The following is a 22,140-nucleotide window of genomic DNA, read 5'->3' on the forward strand; positions in this document are numbered from 1 at the left end:
ATTGATAAAGCCAACAAGTCTTGAAACTATTTGATTTAACTCTTCAACTAAAAGGTTTTCCTATAAAAAAGGCACGGCGGTATTTGCAAAGCATTAATGCAAAAACCGAAGACGACTTTGGTGATTTCCTAAATCAACAAAAACAGGACATATTAGATTTTCACTTAAAAAATAACCAATTTTACATTCAATTTACAAACGGGAAAAACAATTTTGATCATTGGGAAGACATTCCTGTAATGACAAAATCCGATTTACAACAACCGTTACAAAATAGATTGAGTACCGGACATAAATCAGTGAATTCCTACATCAATAAAACGTCTGGATCATCAGGTGACCCGTTTATTTTTGCTAAAGACAAATTTTGCCATGCCTTAACCTGGGCCGTTATCCAACAGAGATTTAGTTGGTATGATATTGATTTTAATAGCTCCAAACAAGCCAGATTTTATGGTATTCCTCTAGATTTTGCTGGTTTTACCAAGGAAAAAATAAAAGATGCTTTGAGTGGTCGCCAACGATTTTCGGTTTTCGATTTAAGTGACGAAGCCTTTACCAAACATCTTAAAAAATTTAGAACTACTTCTTTCGATTATATAAATGGCTACACGAGTGCTATTGTTCAATTTGCCAAATTTCTGGAGCGCGGTAAATTTCATCTTAAAACCATTTGTCCGACTTTAAAGGCTTGTGTTGTAACTTCAGAAATGCTATTTGAAGACGACAAAAAACTTATGGAAAAGGTATTTGGCGTTCCAGTAATCAACGAATACGGCGCATCGGAATTGGATTTAATAGCCTTTGAAAACCCCAACAGGCAATGGCAAATTAATAGCGAAACCTTATATGTTGAAATTTTAGACGAAAACGACAATTTGCTACCAAACGGACAGGAAGGAAGAATCGTTATCACGTCCTTATTCAACAAAGCGCATCCCTTTATACGCTACGATATTGGGGACATTGGTATTTTATCGGAAGATGGTAGTCTTAAAAAACCAACACTTAAAAAACTAATAGGCCGAACCAACGATATTGCCGTTTTACCCAGTGGAAAAAAAGCTGCTGGGTTGACTTTTTATTACATCACCAAAAGTATAATTGAAGATGATGGTAATATAAAAGAATTTGTAATTGAACAACTTAAAATAGATACTTTCAAAATCACCTACACCTGTCGGCAGCCACTTGAAGCTGCCCAAGAAGAAAAAATTAAAATTGAAATGGAACGCTATTTAGAGCCTGGTTTGGTAATTTTGTTTGAACAAACCTCAAACTTAAACCGAAGCAGCCGTGGAAAATTGAAACAATTTTCATCACAACTTAAAACTACCTTATGAAAATTACCATTATTGCGGGCGCAAGACCAAATTTCATGAAAATTGCACCCATCATTCATGTCGTTCAAGCAAAACAAAATGAAGGATTTAATATTCAATACAGACTTATACACACTGGTCAACACTACGATAAAAATTTAAGCGGTCACTTCTTTGAAGAATTAAACATTCCGCATCCCGACGCCAATTTTGAAGTGAAAAGCGGTACACAAGCTGAACAAACTGGCGCAATCATGAAGGCTTTCGAAAAGGAGTTAGAACTAAACCCCTGTGATTTGGTTTTGGTAGTTGGCGATGTTACTTCAACCATGGCCTGCACTATTGTGGCCAAAAAAGCAGGTGTTGATGTGGCACATGTTGAAGCAGGTATCCGTTCAGGAGATATGAGAATGCCCGAGGAAATTAATAGAATTGTCACCGATAGTTTAACCGATTTATTTTTTACCACCTCTAAACATGCCAATCATAATCTTCAAAAACTAGGTGTTGATGATAGTAAGGTATTTTTCGTAGGTAATGTAATGATTGATACGTTGCGCGCCAACGAAAAACGTTTTCAACAACCAGCACTTTGGAACAATTTAAGCCTTGCAGAAAAAGGCTATTTAGTATTGACGCTGCATAGACCAAGTAATGTAGATGAAACTGAAAAGCTGAAAATTTTAATTGAGCAAATTGTAAAATCAAGCGCAAAACTTCCAATAATTTTTCCCGTGCATCCCCGAACTAAAAAAATGATGGAGCAATTAAAAATAAGTTTTGAAAATTTACATTTAGTGGAGCCCATGGGGTATTTAGAGTTTAACTATTTAGTGAAACATGCACTTGCGGTGCTAACCGACTCAGGTGGAATTACGGAAGAAACAACCGTTATGAATGTGCCATGTATGACCTTACGTGAAAATACTGAGCGACCAGAAACTTGTACTGTTGGAACCAATATGCTTGTTGGCACTGATGCGAATAATATAAAAAATGCTTTCGACAGATTATTCTCAGGGCAATGGCAAGAAGGTAAAATCCCTGAATTGTGGGATGGAAATGCTTCGGAAAGAATTGTAAACTACTTAATTGAACTATATAACTTGTAAGCCCATTTGAAACCTGTTTTAATAATTACACACTATTATCCGCCAGAAACCGGGGCTGCCGCCAATAGAATTTGTCATTTGGCTGAAGGTTTGGCACTAAATGGGTTTAAAGTATCCTTAGCTACGCCACTACCGAATTATCCAACAGGAAAGATATTTAAAGCTTACAAAACAAAAAACAAAAAAAAGCAAGTTGAAAATGGAGTTGAGGTGAATCGCCTGTGGATTTATCCAAGTAATTCAAAAAATAAGTTTGTGAGACTATTTTCTATGCTTTCTTACAGCATAAGTTTGATTTGGTTTTTTATAAGCAATAAAATTCCAAAGACAGTAATTGTGCAATCACCGCCTTTACTTGTTGCCTTTACTTCTATGTTTTTTTTAAGAAGAAAGAAGCGTGAATTAATTTTAAACGTGAGTGACTTGTGGCCATTAGCTGGATTAGAATTAAGGGCAATGAAAAAAGGTTTGAGCTTTGATATTTTAGAAAAAATAGAACGCTTTAACTATCGTAAAGCCGACTTGATTCTGGGACAAAGTAACGAAATTATTCAGCATGTGAAAAGTATAGTGCCTCAACAAACCTGCTTTCTTTATCGCAACTTCCCAGATTTTATATTGCCTCCGTTACCTGAAGAGCCTATCAAAATTAACAGAAAAATTAAATTGGTATACGCAGGTTTGTTAGGAGTTGCACAAGGTATTTTAAAGTTGTGTGAATATATTGATACCAGCAATATTGAATTTCATATTTACGGCTCTGGACAAGAAAAAGATTCTATAACTGCTTATTTAAAACACACTACGAAACAAAATATTTATTACCACGGACAACTATCCAGAAACGAATTACACCATGAGCTGTTAAAATATGACCTTACCATTGTGCCGTTACTAAACAGAATTTACGGGAGTGTGCCTTCAAAAATATTTGAATACGCCAAACTTGGTCTGCCCATTCTGTATTTTGGCGGAGGTGAAGGTGAAGAGATTATAAAACGCTTTGAATTGGGCTGGGTTGCCGAATCAGGTGATTATGAGGCTCTCAATTCTAAAATAAACAATCTTACCTTAACCATTCTGGACTTAGAAATGAAACAAAAATTGCGTGAAACCAGTAACTTGCATTTCGATTTTAGCAAACAGCTAAAGGAGTTAATAGATATTGTTTAATAGGCTTTTTCTTCGCCTTTGACGACGTTTAGGAATGTTCTGAAAATAATTTTTAAATCTAATAAAATTGACCAATTTTCGATGTAGAAAATATCATATCTTACCCTCCCAATAATGTCCTTATCACTCTCTACTTCTCCTCTGTAACCACTTATCTGAGCCAAACCTGTAATGCCAGGTTTAACTAAATGGCGTACCATAAATTTATCAATACGTTTGGCATACATATTAGTATGACTCACCATGTGCGGTCGTGGACCTACAACCGACATATCGCCAAAGAACACGTTAAAAAACTGAGGTAGCTCATCTATACTTGTTTTACGAATAAATTTACCAACCTTGGTAATCCTTTGGTCACCTCTTGTTGCTTGGTGTAAATTAGCTGTCTTGTTGGGCGTCATAGATCTAAATTTATAACAATCAAACTCCCTATAATTAAATCCATTTCTAGCCTGTTTGAAAAATACAGGGCCGCGAGATTCCAATTTTATAAGAAATGCAATAATAGGGGTGAGCCACGACAGTACGAATACAATAACGATACAAGAGAAAAAGACATCAAAACTACGTTTGATTAATTGATTAATGGGTTCCTCCAAGGGAATATTTCTCATAGACAAAATTGGAATGTAATCGTAATATTCGTATTTAAGTTTTTTGCTGTAGATCTCTTTATTATCTGGAAGGAATTTTAGAATTTTTAAATTATTATCTGCGAAATCGATTATGTCGTTTATATGATTGTTAGATAGTTCTGAAATTGAACAGTAGATTTCATCAACACCATTATCTAATATAAATCGAAAACACTGTTCAAATTCTGCATCACTAATTTTACGAACGTCAAAGGTTTTTTGGTGGGCGTAGCCATATTCTTGTTTTTGTTTGAAGAATTTCTCAAGAGCCAAAGTTTTTTTATTTGAACCGAAAATAACGGTTTTTCTGTAGTTCCCGCCAAACTCAGTACGATACTTTTGAAGTAAATAATAGATTGAAAATTTAAAAAGTGATATAAATAAAAAAACTGACAATGCATATTTTACAACTGCTATAGGCGGTAATTCATATTCATTAAAAAAGCCCGAAAACGCATATACAATTAATAAAAAAAGTACAAATTGTTTTAAAACAAGTGACAAAATGCGAACTTCTCGCGTATATCTATAAACTTCATAAAATTGAGATCCAAGAGATAAGATAACCCATGAAAAAGATATGAAAACCGCAAAAATAAAAGAATTTAAATCATCAAATAAAAATTCGTGAGCTAAAATATTGATTATCAGCAAATCAATTCCATATGAAATTGGCCTTAAAAATCCAGAATATCTGCCGTGTTTGAACAAGCTCACGATTATTATTTAAAATATCTAATTAATTAGTTGAGTTAAGTTTTTTACTGATTCATTGAAAGGGTTAAAGGTTTAAATGTATCAGCTAATCGAAGATAAACATTTCAATTAATTTTACAATCATTGTGTAATTTGATCTTTAATAATTTCAAGAAAACTATGAATTCTATTCTGTTTATGGTTTGGGCAATCTTATATGCAGACAAAATATTAAACAACAAATATGGTCTTTAATTAATTTGAAAACATAAAGTGAAATTTGTCATTCTAGGTAAAAAGGAACAATAATAATTACTATCCTAATAACATTAAATACTGGTATTATTCCCTATTGCGACCACTGCCTATTTTGTAGCAACTAAAGCCAATTGCTTCTAGTGCTTCCACATCAACAATGCCTCTGCCGTCAAAAACAAAAGCCGGTTTATACATGTTGTCGTAAATACGTTTCCAATCGTAATTTTTAAACTCGTCCCATTCGGTTAATATGGCAATCGCGTGTGCGTCTTTAGATGCTTTATAAGGATCGTTTTGAGCTTTCAGTAACTTTCTAGTCTCATCCTCACTACGAGAATTTAAATATTCTAAATCTGCATAAATACGTTCCTCTGCAACCTTAGGGTCGTAAACAGAGATGTTTGCTTGTTCATTTAAAAGATTATCAGCAACTTTAATGGCAGCGGATTCTCTGGTGTCATTGGTGTCCTTTTTAAAGGCCCAACCAAAAAATGCAATCTTTTTACCAGCAACTGTATTATATAGCGTGCTTACAATATTATCCGAGAAACGTTGCTTTTGATGTTCATTCATCAATACCACTTGTTCCCAATAATCAGCAACCTCATCAAGGCCATATGTTTTAGCAATATAAACAAGATTGAGAATGTCCTTTTGAAAACAAGAGCCACCAAACCCAACAGAGGCTTTTAAGAATTTAGAACCAATTCTACTATCCATACCAATGGCCTTTGATACTTCAGCGACGTCAGCACCTGTTTTCTCGCATAGTTCGGAGATGGCGTTTATAGAAGAAACGCGTTGTGCTAAGAATGCATTGGCGGTAAGCTTCGACAATTCTGAAGACCACACATTAGTGGTTAAAATACGCTCCCTTGGAACCCAATTTGCATAAATACTCATTAATGCCTCCATTGCCTCTTGACCTTCTTTACTTGGGTCGCCACCAATCAAGACGCGATCTGGTGATAGTAAATCTGAAATTGCGGTTCCTTCAGCAAGAAACTCAGGATTTGATAAAATTTGAAAAGCCACACCGTTTCCTGTGTTATCTAAAATGTTTTTTATAGCTGAAGCTGTTCTTACAGGTAACGTTGATTTTTCAACAACAATTTTGTTGTGTTTAGAAACCTTCGCTATTTGACGCGCACAAAGTTCAATATACTTTAAATCGGCCGCCATACCTTTTCCCTTTCCATAGGTTTTAGTTGGCGTATTTACAGATATAAATATCATTTCGGCATCGTTAATTGATTGTTCAACGTCTGTTGAAAAGAAGAGATTTTTGTCCCTTCGTTCTTTAACAATGTCATCTAATCCGGGTTCAAAAACCGGGAGTTTAGTTAAGTCCTTATCGTTCCAAGAATCAATTCTCGCTTGGTTTATATCTACAACCGTTACCTTGATATGTGGACATTTTTGCGCAATTACAGCCATTGTTGGACCACCAACGTAACCCGCCCCAATACAGCATATTGATTTAATATTCATTTGTTTAAATTTTCAGTGGGTAAAGTTAACACAAATATCAGCTTCAGCAAACAGATTAAGATAAAAGCAAATTAGCGTTTAAACTTTTCTTTAAAAACCAAAAGTAAAAATTTTGTGTTACCTACCAGATATCGTTTCCACATACGTTTTGGCTCTTGCAAGAATCTATAGAACCATTCTAGTCCTGATTTTTGCATCCATAGTGGAGCGCGCCTTACCTTCCCTGCAACTACATCAAAACTTCCGCCTACTCCCATAACAAAATTTACGTTTTGCAATAAGCTTTTATTTTCATACAGAAAGTGCTCTTTGGTTGGTGAACTTATGGCAACAAATAATATATTAGCACCGCTGTCTGATATTTGCTTTGCAATATTATGCTCTTCATCCTTTTTGAAATAGCCATTCCTATAACCAGCGACAATATTTGGCGAAAATTTATTAGAGTAAGTTTCCACAACTTTTTTAACGACTTCTTCTTTAGCCCCAAAAAAGAAAATTTTATAGTTCTTTTCGTGAGCCAATTGTACTAAATTAATCATTAAATCTATCCCTGCGACACGTTCTTTTAAAGGTTTCCCTAGAAGTTTTGAGGCCCAAACCACCGCTTGCCCATCGGCATTTATTAAATCGGATTCATTTACGCTCTTGCGAAGTTGTAGGTCGGTTTGCATGTCAACAATTTTACCAGCATTAACTACAACATGGTGGATTTGCTTATTATTGTTGATGGCCCCTTCAATTAATTGAAGTGTTTCCAACATTGTGTAATTATTGACTTTGGTGTTAAGTATGTCTACCTTATTCATCTTTATGAAATTCTAGAAAATAATAACTGAAGGCATAGAACATCCATGCTTGTGCCCACCGAATATATGGTATTTTGGAGGTTAAGTATTTCTTTTTTTGATAATAAAAATACCCTTTCGAAGATTGCATATTATTAATTGTCCAACTGAGTACTTGGTCAACAAGTAATTTTTGTTCAGTTAAATTTCCATATTTGTACAGGGTTACAACCAACTGAGATGGCGCGTGAATATCTATAGGATACATTTTGTTATTGTAATATTTAGATATTCCTTCGTCAGTAAAAAAGGTATTTAAATAATAGTTCATTCCTGTTTGAAGAATTTTCTCAAACGAATTGTCGTTTGAAATATTTTGATACACTTTAATACATTCTAAATTATACCCTGTATGAAAATTGTCAATCCATTGATGGAAAGGCAAGGTTCCATAAGCCCACGAGCCATCAATTTTTTGTTTTTTACAAACATAAGACACGATTTTTTTTGCTTGATCTAATAGATTTTGATTTTTGGTGTGCTTATAGACTAAACAAAGCAATTTCGCGCCAAGCAAACCCGCATTAAACACTTGAGTTTGGTCTAATGGCGAATAAGATAAAGTGAAATCCTTGTCGTCATCATAGGACTTGTTAAGGTCCTTCAATATAAAGTCTGCTGTACTTATGGCATTATCTAAAAAGGCTTGATTTTTGGTAATGTCATAAGCTTCTAAAAGGGCTTCTCCAATAAATGTGGAAGCCACCACCGTAGGCGTATATTTAGGTTGAAAAAATGCTCGAGCTTGCCAATCAAAATTATAACCCCAACAAGCTCCTGCATAACCTTTTGATTTTAACCTAAGGATTTCATTACCTAACGCATTTATTTTTTCTAAATATTCTTGCTTTTTTTCAACTTTATAAAGATTACAATAGCCAATTAAAAACAATCCCAATCCTTTAGGGTTATAGTCTTTTTTAATACCAAAAACCACTCTGAGATTAATGGGGTTTCTTTTAAAGAGTTGAATCCATGCAAGTCTTAAAAATCTCGATTTACCTAATGGAGTTTTTTGAATAACCCAGCTATTCAAACCGTCGTATGGATCCCAGCCTTTGAAGGACGCGTTCTCACAGTAGGTTTTGAGTTTTAAAAATGAACTTTTAATCAATGATTTCGATTTGTTTCCCTCCATTTTTTAGCGATTCTAAAACCATAAATGATGCCGTTGTAACTCTGAATATTTCTTGAACTGGAATTAGTGGATTACCTGAGTTTAATAATGAATCGAAATACTGAGTCATCATTTCCTTTTGTCCTTTGTTTTGATTTAGTGAGCTTTTAGAAAATGTTTTTCCTTTCCCGAATATTTTAACCGATTTAAAATCGTTTAACACGATTGTTGTGCCTGAAGAAAAAATTTCAACATATTCTTTACTTAAGTTTTTAGACCCATTAGCATAGTAAGCAATAACCCCTGTTGAACCATTTTCAAATTGAATTAAGATGTTTACGGTATCGTTTAAGCTATTTGGGTCTGGTAATGCTAATGCACTAACCTTGCTTGGCAAACTTCCGTTTAAAAAAGTTAAATAATCAATAAAATGACATGCTTCTCCTAAAATGCGACCCCCACCAATAGTTGGGTCCTGAATCCAATTATCGGCAGGTATTTTACCTGCATTAATTCTGTAAATCATTGAAATTGGTCCGTTACCAATTTTTTTCTTTATGATTTGTGAATATGGTGAAAATCGTCTGTTAAAACCAATCATTATTGGTTTCTGAACACGTGATTGCACCTTTTTAATTTTTTCTAATTCATCTTGCTTTAAACAAAGAGGTTTCTCTACAAAAATATTTTTGTTGTGCTCTAATCCCTTAATTACGAAATCAGCGTGAGAATCATGTCTAGTAGCAATAAATAATGTATTGGTATTTGAGTCTAAAACATCGGCCTCATCAGAAGCACAAAAGCTAAAGGCAAATTTCTCTGCAACTCTTTTTGAGCTTGTTCCTGTATTTGTTATTACTCCAATTCTGTTGATTTTTGAAGATTGTGGAATGTTGGGTAGTAAATTACCTTGTGCATAACTACCTGCACCAATAAATGAGACATTAACTTCAGAAGTAGCGGATGTTTGAACACTATTTAAGACTATCTTTCTTCTAGAATGTTTTTTTGAATTGTCATATTCTAAGGCTATTCCAATAAAAGGTTCTGCTCTATTAACCACCAAATCAAAAGCCTGCGGAGCATCGTCAAATTTAAAAGTATGTGTTGTTAAATAATTTATATCTATTTTTTGTGTTTCAATTAATTGTTGAAAAGCTTCCATATTTCGTTTTTCAGTCCAACGAACATAGGCTACAGGGTAGTCTAATCCCTTTTCCTCATAATTTAAATCGTATCGGCCTGGACCATAGGAACATGCCATTTTTAATTCTAATTCTTTCCTATACCAATAAGGATCTCTATCAAAACCTGTTGGTACAGCACCTAAAATCACTACCTTACCCTTCTTTCGAGTAATTGCACCGGCAAAATTAATTGGGTCTAAACTAGTTGTTGCGGCAGCTATAATAACTGCATCTGCACCAATTCCATTAGTTAAATTGTTAATCTTTTCTTCTAATCCATTTGTGGCTCTAGCGAAAGCTGCATCAACAACCTTGTTTTTAATTGACAGTTCAACTGCATTTTCAGAAATATCTATACCAATAACATTTACGCCAGACGCTTTTAAAATTAAACAAGCTAACTGCCCTAACAACCCCAAACCAATTACCACACAACTTTCACCAAGTCGTAAATCTGCTTGCCTAACACCCTGCATAGAAATAGCTCCTAAAGTGTTGTAGGCTGCATTTTTTAAATTTGTTTTTTGATTTAGCTTTACACATAAATTTACTGGAACAGAAACAACTTCGGCGTGATTGGCATAGCCCGCGCCAGCGCAAGCTACGTAGTCGCCAACTTCAAAACCTGAGACATCTTCGCCAACTTCAATGACCTCACCTGCACAACTGTAACCTAAAGGCGAATAGGCATCAAGTTTTTTCATTACAGCTCTATATGTTTGTAGCGGACCTTGCTTTTTAAGGGTGTCGAAAACTTGCTGCACTTGTTGTGGGCGCTCTTTTGCCTTGCCAATTAAACTTTTACGAGCAGCTTGAACAGTTGAGCCTTCGGTACCCGCGCTTATTATGGAGTAATGATTTTTGACAATGACCATGCCTTTTCCCAATTGCGGATATGGAATTTCTTGAATAACCATATCGCCGGATCCTAGTTTTTGGGTGAGTTGTTGCATATTTTTTGTTTTTAGGTTTTATAATCAAGTCCTACAAATAACTTAATTAATTGTTTTATTTGTAAATGCTGATAAAACCTTGTTTTAGTATTTCAAAGTTATGTTTATTTGCATTCAGCCCCTTAGATTCATCGTTTAAATTTCCTAAAACTCTTGTGACGGTTAAAAACAAATCGTCTACATCTCTGTTTTTGAAAAGGATTGTATTCTCGGGACGAATTACTACATCTGATGCTATTACCGGTTTTCCGAGAAATAGTGCTTCTCGAATGGTCAATGCATCCCCATCAGAACACGTCGGTCTCACAACCAAATCACTTCTTAAAATTAATCTTACGAACGAGATTTTGTAAGGGATTATTGTTAAATATCTTTCCAAAGTATTTTTTTCTATAAGTAACTTATATTTTATCAATAATGAATCGTTTTCTGATACTGATGCAACAACAAAAATGATTTTATAGTTGAGGGAAAATTGCTTGATTTTGATTGCTAATTCTAACAGTAAGTCTAGCCCATAAAGATCTAATCCATCATACATTGATAATTTAAATGCATTACCGATTATAATTTTTTTTGACTTATTATTGTCTAGGAGCTGTGATACCTCAAATGGCAGGTCATCTTCCTCTTTCATATTTGGCGGAATAAATGCTGGTTTTATTAAAGCCTTTCTGCAATTGATTATTGCGTATATTTCTTCACTAACAACAACTGTTTGAGTAGCCAAGTATGCAGAAACTTTAGTTGCAAACAAAGAAATTCTTCCCCTAGATTTACCTAAAGAATGAATTGTTAGAATTGTTGTTTTTCCAAATAAAAATCCTGACACTAAAACATGAAACGCTCTTAACCACCAAAGGCCAGAATGAATGTGGACGTAATCTGATCTATTGACTAATTTAAAATACTTAATTAAATTAAGGCTCCTTAGGTTAAAGACCTCATTTTCGTCTTCTTTAATAGGTGATTCATCCACGTATAAACAAGTAAAATTACTTGCAAGTAAATTTGAGAGTCTTTTTATATGAATACTCACACCACCAACAGCGCTGTAAGGTCCTATGAGTAAAATATTTTTTTTCAAGACTATCTTGCTTTAATTTTAATGTTGATAATTTAAGTTTTGCCTTTGTTTGATATCAATATATATATACGCTAATACCATGAACAACACGTAATTTGCCAATGGCCGCACTAAGACACCATTACTAATAATTCCCGAAAACAAAGCAGATAAAATTGTAATAGTATATATAATGTTAATCTTTTTAGTTAAACTTATAAGATACATAAAAAGAACTATAAATATTAACAAATAAATAACTCCATTTTCAACCACAAAAGTAATAAAATCGCTGTGAGCTCCTTTTTTATCCCACCACCATACATCGGTATAGATCAGGTCTGAACCGTAGCCTCTTCCAAAAAGCCAATCCTTTAAATTATAAGTTGAAAGTTGTTCTACCTTATCAGCATACATAGTTGTTCGTCCTGAGGAAACTTCCGTTAAATCTACTTCAGACTTCACAAAAAACCCTAAAATGATAAAAAGAGGAACAAAAATTGCTAATTTAACTAACAAATACTTAAATAAATCTGAAACCAAAAACAACATTGCAATAATATAAATTAAGTACATAATAAGTGCCGTTCTAACATTATAACCGATAAGTAAAAAAGCAAATGAAATTGCAAAAAATAAGATTAATTGATAACTTTTATTGTTGCGATATATAAAGTAACTGACTCCTATAAAAATGCTCACTAAAATATAATTGTGAGTATGAATGCTATCAAAATATACAGGAAGATAATTAGTAAGCCTATTAAAGGTTGGGTTAAACTGAAAAATTGCAATTATTGTTAAAAATATACAAAGCTTGAAAAACCTTATTAATAATTTTTTCAAGTCCAAGTCTGTTTTATTGTGGTATATAACTAAAGAACAAAATAGGAGAATAGGCGAAAAAATTTTTAAAGTAAAAGTAAGGGATCCGAGAAACGATACATCATTAATTAATCCCGTTATAATATTTAAGACCGCCATTATTACTAAAAACAGTATAATTCTAACACTGAATTTAGCCCATTTTCTATAAAAAAAAACGAACAAGATTAAAACAGGTAATAATAAATACTCTATGCTGTTTGACAACTCAGTTGGTACCCCTAAAAAATTATATGATTCGCTATTACCTTTTAAATGCCTCTGAAAATAACTAAGCCTTACCAACAAATAAGAAAACAACAACTTTACTACTAGTAAAACAACAATAACATTAAAGTGAAGTTTAAAAAGGTTAACCTTTAAAGTTGTTTTCATTAGTTAACGGCATCTACGTAGGGTTGTGCGTTATAAACCTCAACGATTTCAGCCATCGAAAGTGATTTATTAAAAATTTTAAGCCCATAGAGCATGCCTTTAAACGGAGACACATAATCTGAACCTTGAGTTAAGGATCCAATTATCACATTTTCGAATTTTAACCCGTGAGGATTAATGTTTTTAAAAGAAGTATAAAGTTCTGAATTAACATAGACTTCTAAAGTGTTTCCTGTAAAGTTAATCGATATAAAATAAAACTCGTTTGCGCTAAGTTGATAGGAATCAAAATATGTCTTTGATTCTCCTTGAGTTCTATCATAATTATTGGCCCACAAGGTTTGATCACCATAAACACCAGTAATTCTCTTACCTGCTGTGTAAATATACAATGGGATTGTTCTTGCTGGTGAAGAATATTTATCTACAAACGCAATGAAAGTTTGAGGTTTAGAACCATCTTCACTATTGGTATTATAAGAAAAACTAACATTAAAAGGATTGCTGAGATCTAAGTTTACTTCAGGAATTTTTATATAAGAATCTTCTTGATTACCAAAAAATGTGGCCACATCATTATTGAAATCAAGGTTTTTTAATTCAATATTTTCAGAAGGTCTTGACAACAATTTCATTTCTAAAACCATAGATTCGTTTAGAGATGCTTGTTTTGTCTCTGCGTTTTGAGCGCTCTCTTTAATAGTTTTTGCCGCATTTTCATTTTTACAAGAAAGAAGAACAAATAATAAAATAAAACTATATGCAATTACTTTCATAACCTGTTGGAATTAATTTTTTTTTTGATTGATTTAATATCAACGCAAAAATAGCCAAAGACAAGAATATAACCGAGGGAAAATAAAAGAAATTGCCGCGCAGTACTATCGAGGCTAAAATAATTGTTCCTAAAACTTTCACGTTAGAATTATTCAATTTAGGAAAGTTTAACTTGAGGAAATAAAAATATATAATAATTCCTATCACACCGAAGGTTATAAACAGGTCTACAATGCCCAATTCAGTGGTTTTTGGAACAAATGCCATGCCTCCAAAAAGGTAATTTATCAAACTGTAATGTTGCTCAATAATTTCAATTGCATTTAACAATAGCTTATCTCTTAAAGAAAAAAACAAGGTAATAAAACCATCTTCTTGGTAAAGAGCATAGAGTCTATAGTTAAGCGGCAAAATAAATTTCATGATGACAAATCCAGAAATTATAAACATTCCAGAAATAATTGAAAATAAAGCCGCAGGTTTAAGGTTGACTCGTCGCGTAAGAAACAATACAAGCATATAAATAAATGATACAAATAAATAAAAGTAAAGTGTTTTACTTCCCACCATTAAAGAAGATACTATAATAAGTGCCAGCAGAAAATGTTGTTTTACACTTTGTTTTTTATTTAAATACAAAATAAATGTAAACATGTAAAAATACGATGCTTCAGAGGTGCTTTTAAAAATGCCGTTATAACCAAATCTTGTCATATAAGTTTTAAATAAATTATAATCATAAAAATAGCCGATTAAAATACAGGTGAAATTTATAATTATGAATGCCATCACAACTTTTTCCAAATAATTAAAATCCAAAAAATTAAAGTTATTTAAGAAAAAAAACATCACTATAATGCCAAACAGATATTGCGCTTGAATATAAATAGCTTGATTTATATCTGCTCCTGATTTATATGAAAAGTAATTCGATATACCGACACAAATAATAAGAGATATAAGTACAGTATAACTCTTTATATGCTTTTTAATAGGGTTTAGCATAACTACAAAAACTGTCAATATTAAACCTATTGTAGCTTTTGAAACAAGCGTAAACTTGAAACTTTCTATAGCTTCTCTTTTAAGAAATTTATAATGTAGATCTGTTACTAAAATTAATAGAAAAAAAACAGTAACAGTTATAGAAATAATCTTCTTCATTTTGCTCCAAAATAGTTAGAAAAATATCTTAATAAAGCATATCTAACAGATAAAGATAATATACTGGCGAGTGCAATTCCGATAAGACCAAAGAATTTAAACAGAAGAATACTCGCTATGATATTAAAGAAAAGAGCAAAAATGTTGATATAAAGATTAAGCCTGAATTTTTTAATAACCAATAGATACGATCCAAGTAAAACGCCATGTGCCTGAAACACTTTTGCAACTAATATTACGAAAAACAACCATAATGTAGACTGGAAATTCTGGTAAAAAGTGTTTATTAAAAACAAGTATCCTATTATAACAACAACCGCAAACATTGTTATGTTTTTTAGAATTTTTGAATTAAGCGCATTAACCATTTTGGTTTTTTTAATTGTCTCTATTTCAACCTGAACCATAGTTAACGGTATTAATATGAGCATATTGCATAAGTTTAATGCAAAACTATAATCTGCAATATCCACTTTGGAATTAGATGAGATTAGCTCGATAATTAAAATATCGGTATAAAGAAACATAATGTTCGCAAAATTGCTCAACACCAAGGTTAAAGAACTCAATAATAATTTTTGAAATAATTTAAAATATTTCCATAAAAAGCGCTTAGAAATATCTGCATTCCAAAAAACTTTAAATAGATACAGCAAGCCCAAGGGTAAAATAAAATAGTTCACGTTTACGAATGCCAAACTTTTGTTTTCGGACACTAATAATATTGTGAAAACTATGCTGTAAAATACAATAGATATTACTGATTTATATATGGCTGCCGCAGTACTTCCACGATTGGTAATAAAATATACAGGCAATATACCATTATTAAAAAACACTGCATGAAACAGAATTGGAACTAGTAAAAACTGATAGTTGAAATAATAAAGCACAGGCGCAACCGCCAAAGCCAGTGCAGAAATAAATAAAAAAGACAAAAATGTTAAGTTGATTTTACTACCAACACTTCGCGTATAGCTTAACAGTAGGCTAGGTAAACCAAATGCCAAAGCTACAGCGCCTAACTCTATAATTTTTTTATAAAATTCAAGGGTTCCATAGTCTTGCTTCGATAAATACTTCGCAGCATAAAACAAAACGAAATATTCAAGGCCACGACTAAAAATTATAGATAAGCCGTAAACTAAATATTTCTTGTTTGATTTTAGCTTTTTAAGCAACTTGATTTTGTTTTAGACTATTGTTATGCAATATAAAAGAAACAATAAAAGCAATCACAAATGAAGTATAGATTACACCCCATGATCGTTCAAAAACAGACTCGGTTACACATGCTAAAAAAACCCCCGTGAGTAAAAACCCTAAAAATACTTGTTTATTTGTGTAAACAAGGTAAAACAACCTCCCGAAAAACAGCAAATAAGCCAAAGCTCCTATTATTCCAAAAGTGCTCAAATATTCCATGAATTGATTATGGGCATTGTAGTTCTCATTATAAGCCACAGTGTCTTTGTTTCTTTTGAAGATGGCTCTTCTGTACTTACTTTCGGCAGCTGTTCCATAGCCAATAATTGGTCTTTCTTTAAAAATTTCATATGATGCAGAAAGTCTGTCAAAACGGTCATCTTTTTTACTGAATTGCGTTTTCTTCTCGAATAAATTTAGGTTGTAAATAAGTCTATCCCTTAAATAATTTTGAGGTGTACTATAGGCATACGCAAAAACAAGTATGAAAATAATTGCAAATCCCGCTAATAGTACCCAATACTTTTTGTAAATAAAATATACTAAACTTGAAAAAATAAAATAAAATATTGCAACTCTGGATAGTAAATGAATCATAAAGGCCAGCAATACAAAAATTATAATACCGTAAAATATTTTCTTGAATTTTTTAAAATGTCCAAATTCTAACACTATAAAACCTATCGCTGAGTAAATAAAAATGGATAGGTATGTAGGATGCATATCCAAATTCCTTAACAAATTATGGTTAGAATAAAGAGGCCCAAACAATTCCTTAAATGGCCTTCCTTCCTCTAAAAGTGATTGAACAGAAAAAAACCAACTCCAAATAGCCACAATCAAACAACCTAAAATCAAAGCATAACCCATTTTTTTGTAATTAGTTACAAATACTTGTGGGCTTAAAATAGCGATTAATGGTATTAGAAAAAAGGGTAGGGCTCTAACGGTATAATCTATCCCACGAGATAATTCATCAGTATATAAAAGCCCCATAAAATTTAAGGTAAAAGGAATGGAAATAAAAAATAACAAGGTTTTATTTTTAGCTATATTCTCTAACGCCATCTTGGGGGTTAATGATGCGATAAATACACTAGTAATGATAAAGATTAACAGGAAAATGTTATTTAAATTAATATGTATTGGCAAAAAGAAAACGGCCATCAATAGTGATAAAAACCTCACTTTTGATAAGTTTTCTTTCAACAATAGGTGTGATGTGTTGTGAATGTCTTTAACCTTTAAATTCAACATTGTTTATCTCAAGTGGTTGCCCGATTGTTCCTTTATATTCATCTCTGTTAATAAGAAAAATTCGCAATTGTTCCCATTTATCTATTTTGCATTTTTTATCTAGCGTTAAAATAATATAGTATTTACCGTTAAAGCTTTCTCTTTCAGGATCAGATTTCCAACTAAGAAATTTAGCACCGTCCTTTTGCTTCACCCAATCGGGTAATAAATCAAAATCCTTATCATACGCTAGAGCTTGAATCCCCAAAGCTTTGTCTTTCAAAAATTCTTCAGGATACTCATTAGTGTATTCTATTGCTATATATTGATTAGATTCGTCCGAAAAGGGTATTAAAGCAACACTTTTAAGTTCTTCTGAAAATACATGTTGTAGCTGCAAACTAAGCTTCTTTCGAACTGCAGTAGTAAGTAGTTTTTCCATTTTTGAAGTAACTTCGTTTATTGAATTCTCATTTTTATTTAATAATCCCTTTTTAAAGCTGTAATGTTCAATTTCCATTGGATTACCAATAGTGCCTTTATATTCGATTTCATCCATTAAAAAAATTCTTAATTGTTTAAAATCTTCTATTTCACAATCCTTTTTTAATGTTAAAAACATATAGCTTTTGTCTTCTATGTTATAAATTTCAAAATCACTTTTCCAAGTGAGTCTATTCGACTTTTTAGCTTTAACCCAACTAGGGAGTAAATCAAAATCCTTGTCGTAAATAATCCCATGTACTCCAAAAGATTTGTCCTTTAGCAATTCCATAGGATTATCACCAGAAAATTCAATTGCCATATACCTAAAATTATTATCGGAATAAAAAAACAACTTGTTCGACTTAAAACCTTCTAAAAATGTATGTTTAGTGTCAAATGAATTTCCTTTAGATAAAATATTGTTCATTAACAATTTTTTGTTTTCAACTAGTTTTTGATCGTAGTAAGACATTAAATTAGTTCTATCTTGAAGGCCAAATTGTTTGATTTGATTTTTAACCATTTCATTTTTATTTGATTTTTCTAATAACGCTTCCTTAATTCTTAAATCTAACCAAAGGGAAAATATTTTGGCTCCTCTAAAATTAAGATGCCCAAAATCTCCAAACTCTATGTTGTCGAGTGGAAAGTCATTAAAGTCAAGAAAATCTAAGTTGGAGAACTTTGTTTGCAATATCTCTTTAAACTTTATTTCATTTCTAAGCTCCGGATTTAGTTTGTGTTGAGGACTTCTAAATAAAATGACTTTCTTATTGTTTGCTTCACAAAATGAAATAATTTTTTCAAGATATTCAATATTTGAATTTGAGATCTCATTGTTTAAATTTGGCTTATATGCTTTATTGCCTACGGCATTAATTAATGAATCGGTTTTATCCCTAACAAGATAATTATAGCCGCCTAACTTTTCAAATTTTGAAAAATAGTACTCATTATCAATAACTCTTTTAAAATTTCTCTTTAAAGAAACTGGAAAATACTCCAAAAAACCAAAGAAATTATTTTTTAAAATTGTTAATTGAGCTGTGTTACTAATAAATGGCGCATAAGTTAAATATCTATTTGAAAGATAATTATCGCCCCAAATCCAATCATCCATCGCGCTATCGATTTGATTGTTTGAAAAATCGATTAATACATATTCGATGTTGGGGTTTTGGTTTATCACGTTCTTAACCTTTGGATACATGTAATAATATGATTCTCCAGATTTTGACAGGTTTTCTAAATTTGAAACTAATGAATCATTTATAGCGCTTTCTGAGTGAGAATGGCCAAAAACCACATACTTTGTATGATCGTTTATACTAAAATCAACATTGTTAGAAATAATGGTGTTGACTGCAACATTAAATACCATTATTAAAAAAACTAGTAAAACAAATAAGGCAATGCTTTTAAAAAATAATTTTTTCATGGTTAAAATTGAAAATAAATAAACTCAGAAACTTGGTCATTTCCATAAATTCCAAATAGTACTATTGCAAAACCTATCATTAAATATGTTGCCCAACGCACAGCTATAAACTGATTACTTAACCTTCTTTGAATATTTAGCTTTTTATGGGTCCATTCAAATAAAACCAATAAAACTATGAGGCTAATTGAAAGTAAAAAATCGGGCTTATTTAAACCTAGCTCATATATTTTGTCGTTGGAAAGATTTGAGAAGTTATTTACAAAAAGGTGTTTTACAACAATTATTGAATCTCCAAAACTATTAGCTCTAAAAAAAATCCAAGCAAAGCAAACAATGATAAAAATAAGAGGTATAAATATTATTTTGTTAAGAAAACTGTCTTTATTAATCTTTAATAATTGGAAAAGTTCTAGGCGTTGCTTGTAAAACGCCTTTTCAAAAACAATAATAAACCCGTGGATAGCTCCCCAAATAATAAAAGTCATCGCGGCTCCATGCCAAAGGCCACTTACTAAAAACACGATAAACAGGTTGACATACGTTTTATACTTTCCGTTACGGCTGCCGCCCAAAGGGATATAAACATAATCCCTAAACCAAGTTGATAAGGAAATATGCCATCGTCGCCAAAAATCTGTAATAGATTTGGATAAATACGGACTATCAAAGTTTTTCATTAAATCAAAACCCATTGTTCTAGCAAGACCAATAGCTATGTCTGAATATCCTGAAAAATCACAATATATTTGAAACGCGAAAAAAACTGTCGCAATCACAATTTCTACGCCATGATAATCAGAGGGATTATTATAAACCTGATTAACCAATATTGCCAGTCTATCAGCAATTACCATTTTTTTGAATAGACCAAACGCCATTAATAATAATCCAGACTTAACCTGATTATAATTAAATTTATACGTCTTATAAAATTGTGGGAGTAAATGTGAAGCTCTTTCAATAGGTCCTGCAACCAACTGAGGAAAAAATGCAACAAAAGCAAAAAAGGACAACCAGTCTCTAGTAGGTTTTAATTGTTTTCTATATATATCTATTGTGTAACTAAGGGTCTGAAACGTATAAAAACTAATTCCAACTGGTAAAATAATGTTTAAAGTTGATACCTCGAGGTCTCTACCAAACAGTTTAAACGAATCAACAAACGTTTCAATAAAAAAATTGGTGTATTTAAAATAGATTAGAAAACCTAAATTTACAAAAAGGCTAATAAGTAATAGCCCTTTTCTTTTTTTTGAATCTTCTGTTCTATATAACCATTTCCCTACGTAATAATCAACAAAAGAGCTAATAATAATTAGAAAAAGAAAGCGCCAATCCCACCAACCATAAAATACGTAGCTCGAAATTAAAATCAGTGTATTTCTTGCTTTTAAATGTTTAGCAAAAATCCAGTAAAGAATGAATACTGCGGGAAAAAATATCGCAAAATCAATTGAGTTAAATAACATATTAACTTCTTTTGGTTATATCCTTTTAAATGTTAACCCCGCAAAAATCCAAAACCTCTTTGTTTAATTGGATATTCAAAGTCTTGAACTCTTTGTGCGCCACCAAAAATACAATAATGTCGGCTTTATCAGCAGCCGTTTTGTAATCTGTTAATTTAAATACCTTGTGCGATTCTATGTTTGGTTCCACAATAAAATATTCTTCGTTATTGGCATTTTGTAATACTTTCTGAACAATATATTTTGCTGGGGATTCTCTTAAATCGTCAATATTGGGTTTAAAGGCTAAACCCATTAATGCAATACTTGGTTTACGACCGTGTTTCAGCTCAAATTGAAGTTTGGCGGTTTGTACTTTCTCCGCACACCAAAACGATTTATAATTATTAATTTCTCTGGCTGTTCCTATAATTTTTGATTCCATAGGGTAGTCCGACACTATAAAATAGGGATCAACTGCTATACAATGACCACCAACGCCACAACCTGGTTGTAATATATTTACCCTCGGATGTTTGTTCGCCAACTTAATTAACTCCCAAACGTTAATATCGGCTTTGTCGCAAATTAATGACAACTCATTCGCAAAAGCAATTTGCACATCTCGCGATGAATTTTCAACCAGTTTACACATTTCTGCTGTCCGTGCATTAGTTTCGTGCAAATCGCCTTTTATAAACTGCTTATAAAATTCGATAGCCTTTTGTGTTGATTTTTCGTTGATGCCACCAATTACTCTATCGTTATGAACCAATTCATACATCACGTTGCCTGGTAAAACACGCTCTGGACAATAGGCTATATTTAGTTTGTCTTTTAGGTCTATGCGTTCTGAATAAATGAATTGCATCATTTTCTCGGTTGTTCCAATTGGAGAGGTCGATTCTATAATGTATAAATCATCGGGCTTTAAAAATGGAATAATGGCTTTTGTAGCCGCTTCTACAAAGGAAATATCTGGCTCGTTCTTAGCTTTAAATGGCGTTGGCACTACTATAATATATACATCAGCCTCCGTTGGTTTCGTATCTGCTTTTAAAAATCCGTTAGCCACTGCTTTAGCCACCGCAGCATCCAGCTCCGGTTCGATGATGTGAATTTTTCCCGCATTAATGGTATCAACAACATTTGGGTTGATATCAACGCCATGAACATAGGTGTTATTTTTTGCAATTAATGCTGCTGTTGGCAAGCCTATATAGCCTAAGCCCATCATGACTACTTGGGGTTTTGTATTCAT

The 22,140-nt window shown here is 32.4% G+C and carries 17 protein-coding genes; 3 read left to right on the forward strand and 14 right to left on the reverse strand.

The window, feature by feature from the left end:
- The first annotated feature begins 20 nt into the window (after positions 1-20).
- From V7Z48_RS03040 to V7Z48_RS03050, 3 genes are read left to right on the forward strand one after another with little or no spacing between them, the layout of a single operon-like run.
- Complete coding sequence (locus tag V7Z48_RS03040; protein WP_334111917.1) at positions 21-1,343, forward strand: phenylacetate--CoA ligase family protein; 1,323 nt, start codon at positions 21-23, stop codon at positions 1,341-1,343.
- The gene (wecB, locus tag V7Z48_RS03045; protein WP_334111918.1) at positions 1,340-2,434 is read left to right on the forward strand and encodes a non-hydrolyzing UDP-N-acetylglucosamine 2-epimerase; all 1,095 of its coding nucleotides are present in this window, start codon (positions 1,340-1,342) and stop codon (positions 2,432-2,434) included. The genes V7Z48_RS03040 and wecB overlap by 4 nt, the downstream gene beginning before the upstream one ends.
- A gap of 6 nt (positions 2,435-2,440) precedes the next feature.
- Positions 2,441-3,607: a glycosyltransferase family 4 protein gene (locus V7Z48_RS03050; RefSeq protein ID WP_334111919.1), complete on the forward strand. Its 1,167-nt coding sequence runs from the start codon at positions 2,441-2,443 to the stop codon at positions 3,605-3,607.
- Here the strand turns inward: V7Z48_RS03050 and V7Z48_RS03055 are convergent.
- The 14 genes from V7Z48_RS03055 to wecC form a co-directional block, all read right to left on the reverse strand.
- Positions 3,604-4,956 carry an undecaprenyl-phosphate glucose phosphotransferase gene (locus V7Z48_RS03055; protein WP_334111981.1) on the reverse strand — a complete coding sequence of 451 codons (1,353 nt, stop codon included), beginning with the start codon at positions 4,954-4,956 and terminating at the stop codon, positions 3,604-3,606. The two genes, V7Z48_RS03050 and V7Z48_RS03055, sit on opposite strands and share 4 nt — an antisense overlap.
- Before the next feature lie 327 nt (positions 4,957-5,283).
- Positions 5,284-6,690, reverse strand: a complete 1,407-nt coding sequence (locus tag V7Z48_RS03060; RefSeq protein WP_334111920.1) for a UDP-glucose 6-dehydrogenase — start codon at positions 6,688-6,690, stop codon at positions 5,284-5,286.
- Between the two features lie 71 nt (positions 6,691-6,761).
- Positions 6,762-7,499: a WecB/TagA/CpsF family glycosyltransferase gene (locus V7Z48_RS03065; RefSeq protein ID WP_334111921.1), complete on the reverse strand. Its 738-nt coding sequence runs from the start codon at positions 7,497-7,499 to the stop codon at positions 6,762-6,764.
- Positions 7,492-8,676 (reverse strand): delta-aminolevulinic acid dehydratase, encoded by a 1,185-nt coding sequence (locus V7Z48_RS03070; protein ID WP_334111922.1) that lies wholly within the window; start codon positions 8,674-8,676, stop codon positions 7,492-7,494. The genes V7Z48_RS03065 and V7Z48_RS03070 overlap by 8 nt, the downstream gene beginning before the upstream one ends.
- Positions 8,645-10,795: a Gfo/Idh/MocA family oxidoreductase gene (locus tag V7Z48_RS03075; RefSeq protein ID WP_334111923.1), complete on the reverse strand. Its 2,151-nt coding sequence runs from the start codon at positions 10,793-10,795 to the stop codon at positions 8,645-8,647. The genes V7Z48_RS03070 and V7Z48_RS03075 overlap by 32 nt, the downstream gene beginning before the upstream one ends.
- Positions 10,796-10,850: 55 nt before the next feature.
- On the reverse strand, positions 10,851-11,882 hold the full coding sequence (locus V7Z48_RS03080; protein WP_334111924.1) for a glycosyltransferase: 1,032 nt from the start codon (positions 11,880-11,882) through the stop codon (positions 10,851-10,853).
- 18 nt (positions 11,883-11,900) lie between these two features.
- Positions 11,901-13,121, reverse strand: coding sequence for a hypothetical protein (locus tag V7Z48_RS03085; protein WP_334111925.1), 1,221 nt, complete (start codon positions 13,119-13,121; stop codon positions 11,901-11,903).
- Positions 13,121-13,897 carry a LamG-like jellyroll fold domain-containing protein gene (locus tag V7Z48_RS03090; RefSeq protein ID WP_334111926.1) on the reverse strand — a complete coding sequence of 259 codons (777 nt, stop codon included), beginning with the start codon at positions 13,895-13,897 and terminating at the stop codon, positions 13,121-13,123. Before V7Z48_RS03090 ends, V7Z48_RS03085 begins: the two co-directional genes overlap by 1 nt.
- Positions 13,878-14,687 carry a hypothetical protein gene (locus V7Z48_RS03095; protein ID WP_334111927.1) on the reverse strand — a complete coding sequence of 270 codons (810 nt, stop codon included), beginning with the start codon at positions 14,685-14,687 and terminating at the stop codon, positions 13,878-13,880. Before V7Z48_RS03095 ends, V7Z48_RS03090 begins: the two co-directional genes overlap by 20 nt.
- 371 nt (positions 14,688-15,058) lie before the next feature.
- Positions 15,059-16,243 (reverse strand): lipopolysaccharide biosynthesis protein, encoded by a 1,185-nt coding sequence (locus V7Z48_RS03100; RefSeq protein ID WP_334111928.1) that lies wholly within the window; start codon positions 16,241-16,243, stop codon positions 15,059-15,061.
- On the reverse strand, positions 16,236-17,477 hold the full coding sequence (locus V7Z48_RS03105; RefSeq protein WP_334111929.1) for an O-antigen ligase family protein: 1,242 nt from the start codon (positions 17,475-17,477) through the stop codon (positions 16,236-16,238). Before V7Z48_RS03105 ends, V7Z48_RS03100 begins: the two co-directional genes overlap by 8 nt.
- Before the next feature lie 28 nt (positions 17,478-17,505).
- Positions 17,506-19,428 carry a hypothetical protein gene (locus tag V7Z48_RS03110; RefSeq protein ID WP_334111930.1) on the reverse strand — a complete coding sequence of 641 codons (1,923 nt, stop codon included), beginning with the start codon at positions 19,426-19,428 and terminating at the stop codon, positions 17,506-17,508.
- 2 nt (positions 19,429-19,430) lie between these two features.
- On the reverse strand, positions 19,431-20,900 hold the full coding sequence (locus tag V7Z48_RS03115; RefSeq protein WP_334111931.1) for an MBOAT family O-acyltransferase: 1,470 nt from the start codon (positions 20,898-20,900) through the stop codon (positions 19,431-19,433).
- A 25-nt stretch (positions 20,901-20,925) separates the two neighbouring features.
- Positions 20,926-22,140: a UDP-N-acetyl-D-mannosamine dehydrogenase gene (gene wecC, locus V7Z48_RS03120; protein WP_334111932.1), complete on the reverse strand. Its 1,215-nt coding sequence runs from the start codon at positions 22,138-22,140 to the stop codon at positions 20,926-20,928.

It is taken from the genome of Paucihalobacter sp. (assembly GCF_036825875.1).
Classification (GTDB): domain Bacteria; phylum Bacteroidota; class Bacteroidia; order Flavobacteriales; family Flavobacteriaceae; genus Paucihalobacter.

Excerpts from the sequence above, each read along its gene's own strand:
- wecB (WP_334111918.1), top strand. The coding sequence starts at position 1,340 with ATGAAAATTACCATTATTGCGGGCGCAAGACCAAATTTCATGAAAATT.
- V7Z48_RS03060 (WP_334111920.1), bottom strand. The coding sequence starts at position 6,690 with ATGAATATTAAATCAATATGCTGTATTGGGGCGGGTTACGTTGGTGGT.
- V7Z48_RS03065 (WP_334111921.1), bottom strand. The coding sequence starts at position 7,499 with ATGAATAAGGTAGACATACTTAACACCAAAGTCAATAATTACACAATG.
- V7Z48_RS03070 (WP_334111922.1), bottom strand. The coding sequence starts at position 8,676 with ATGGAGGGAAACAAATCGAAATCATTGATTAAAAGTTCATTTTTAAAA.
- V7Z48_RS03075 (WP_334111923.1), bottom strand. The coding sequence starts at position 10,795 with ATGCAACAACTCACCCAAAAACTAGGATCCGGCGATATGGTTATTCAA.
- V7Z48_RS03085 (WP_334111925.1), bottom strand. The coding sequence starts at position 13,121 with ATGAAAACAACTTTAAAGGTTAACCTTTTTAAACTTCACTTTAATGTT.
- V7Z48_RS03090 (WP_334111926.1), bottom strand. The coding sequence starts at position 13,897 with ATGAAAGTAATTGCATATAGTTTTATTTTATTATTTGTTCTTCTTTCT.
- V7Z48_RS03095 (WP_334111927.1), bottom strand. The coding sequence starts at position 14,687 with ATGGCATTCATAATTATAAATTTCACCTGTATTTTAATCGGCTATTTT.
- V7Z48_RS03110 (WP_334111930.1), bottom strand. The coding sequence starts at position 19,428 with ATGAAAAAATTATTTTTTAAAAGCATTGCCTTATTTGTTTTACTAGTT.
- V7Z48_RS03115 (WP_334111931.1), bottom strand. The coding sequence starts at position 20,900 with ATGTTATTTAACTCAATTGATTTTGCGATATTTTTTCCCGCAGTATTC.
- wecC (WP_334111932.1), bottom strand. The coding sequence starts at position 22,140 with ATGAATACAAAACCCCAAGTAGTCATGATGGGCTTAGGCTATATAGGC.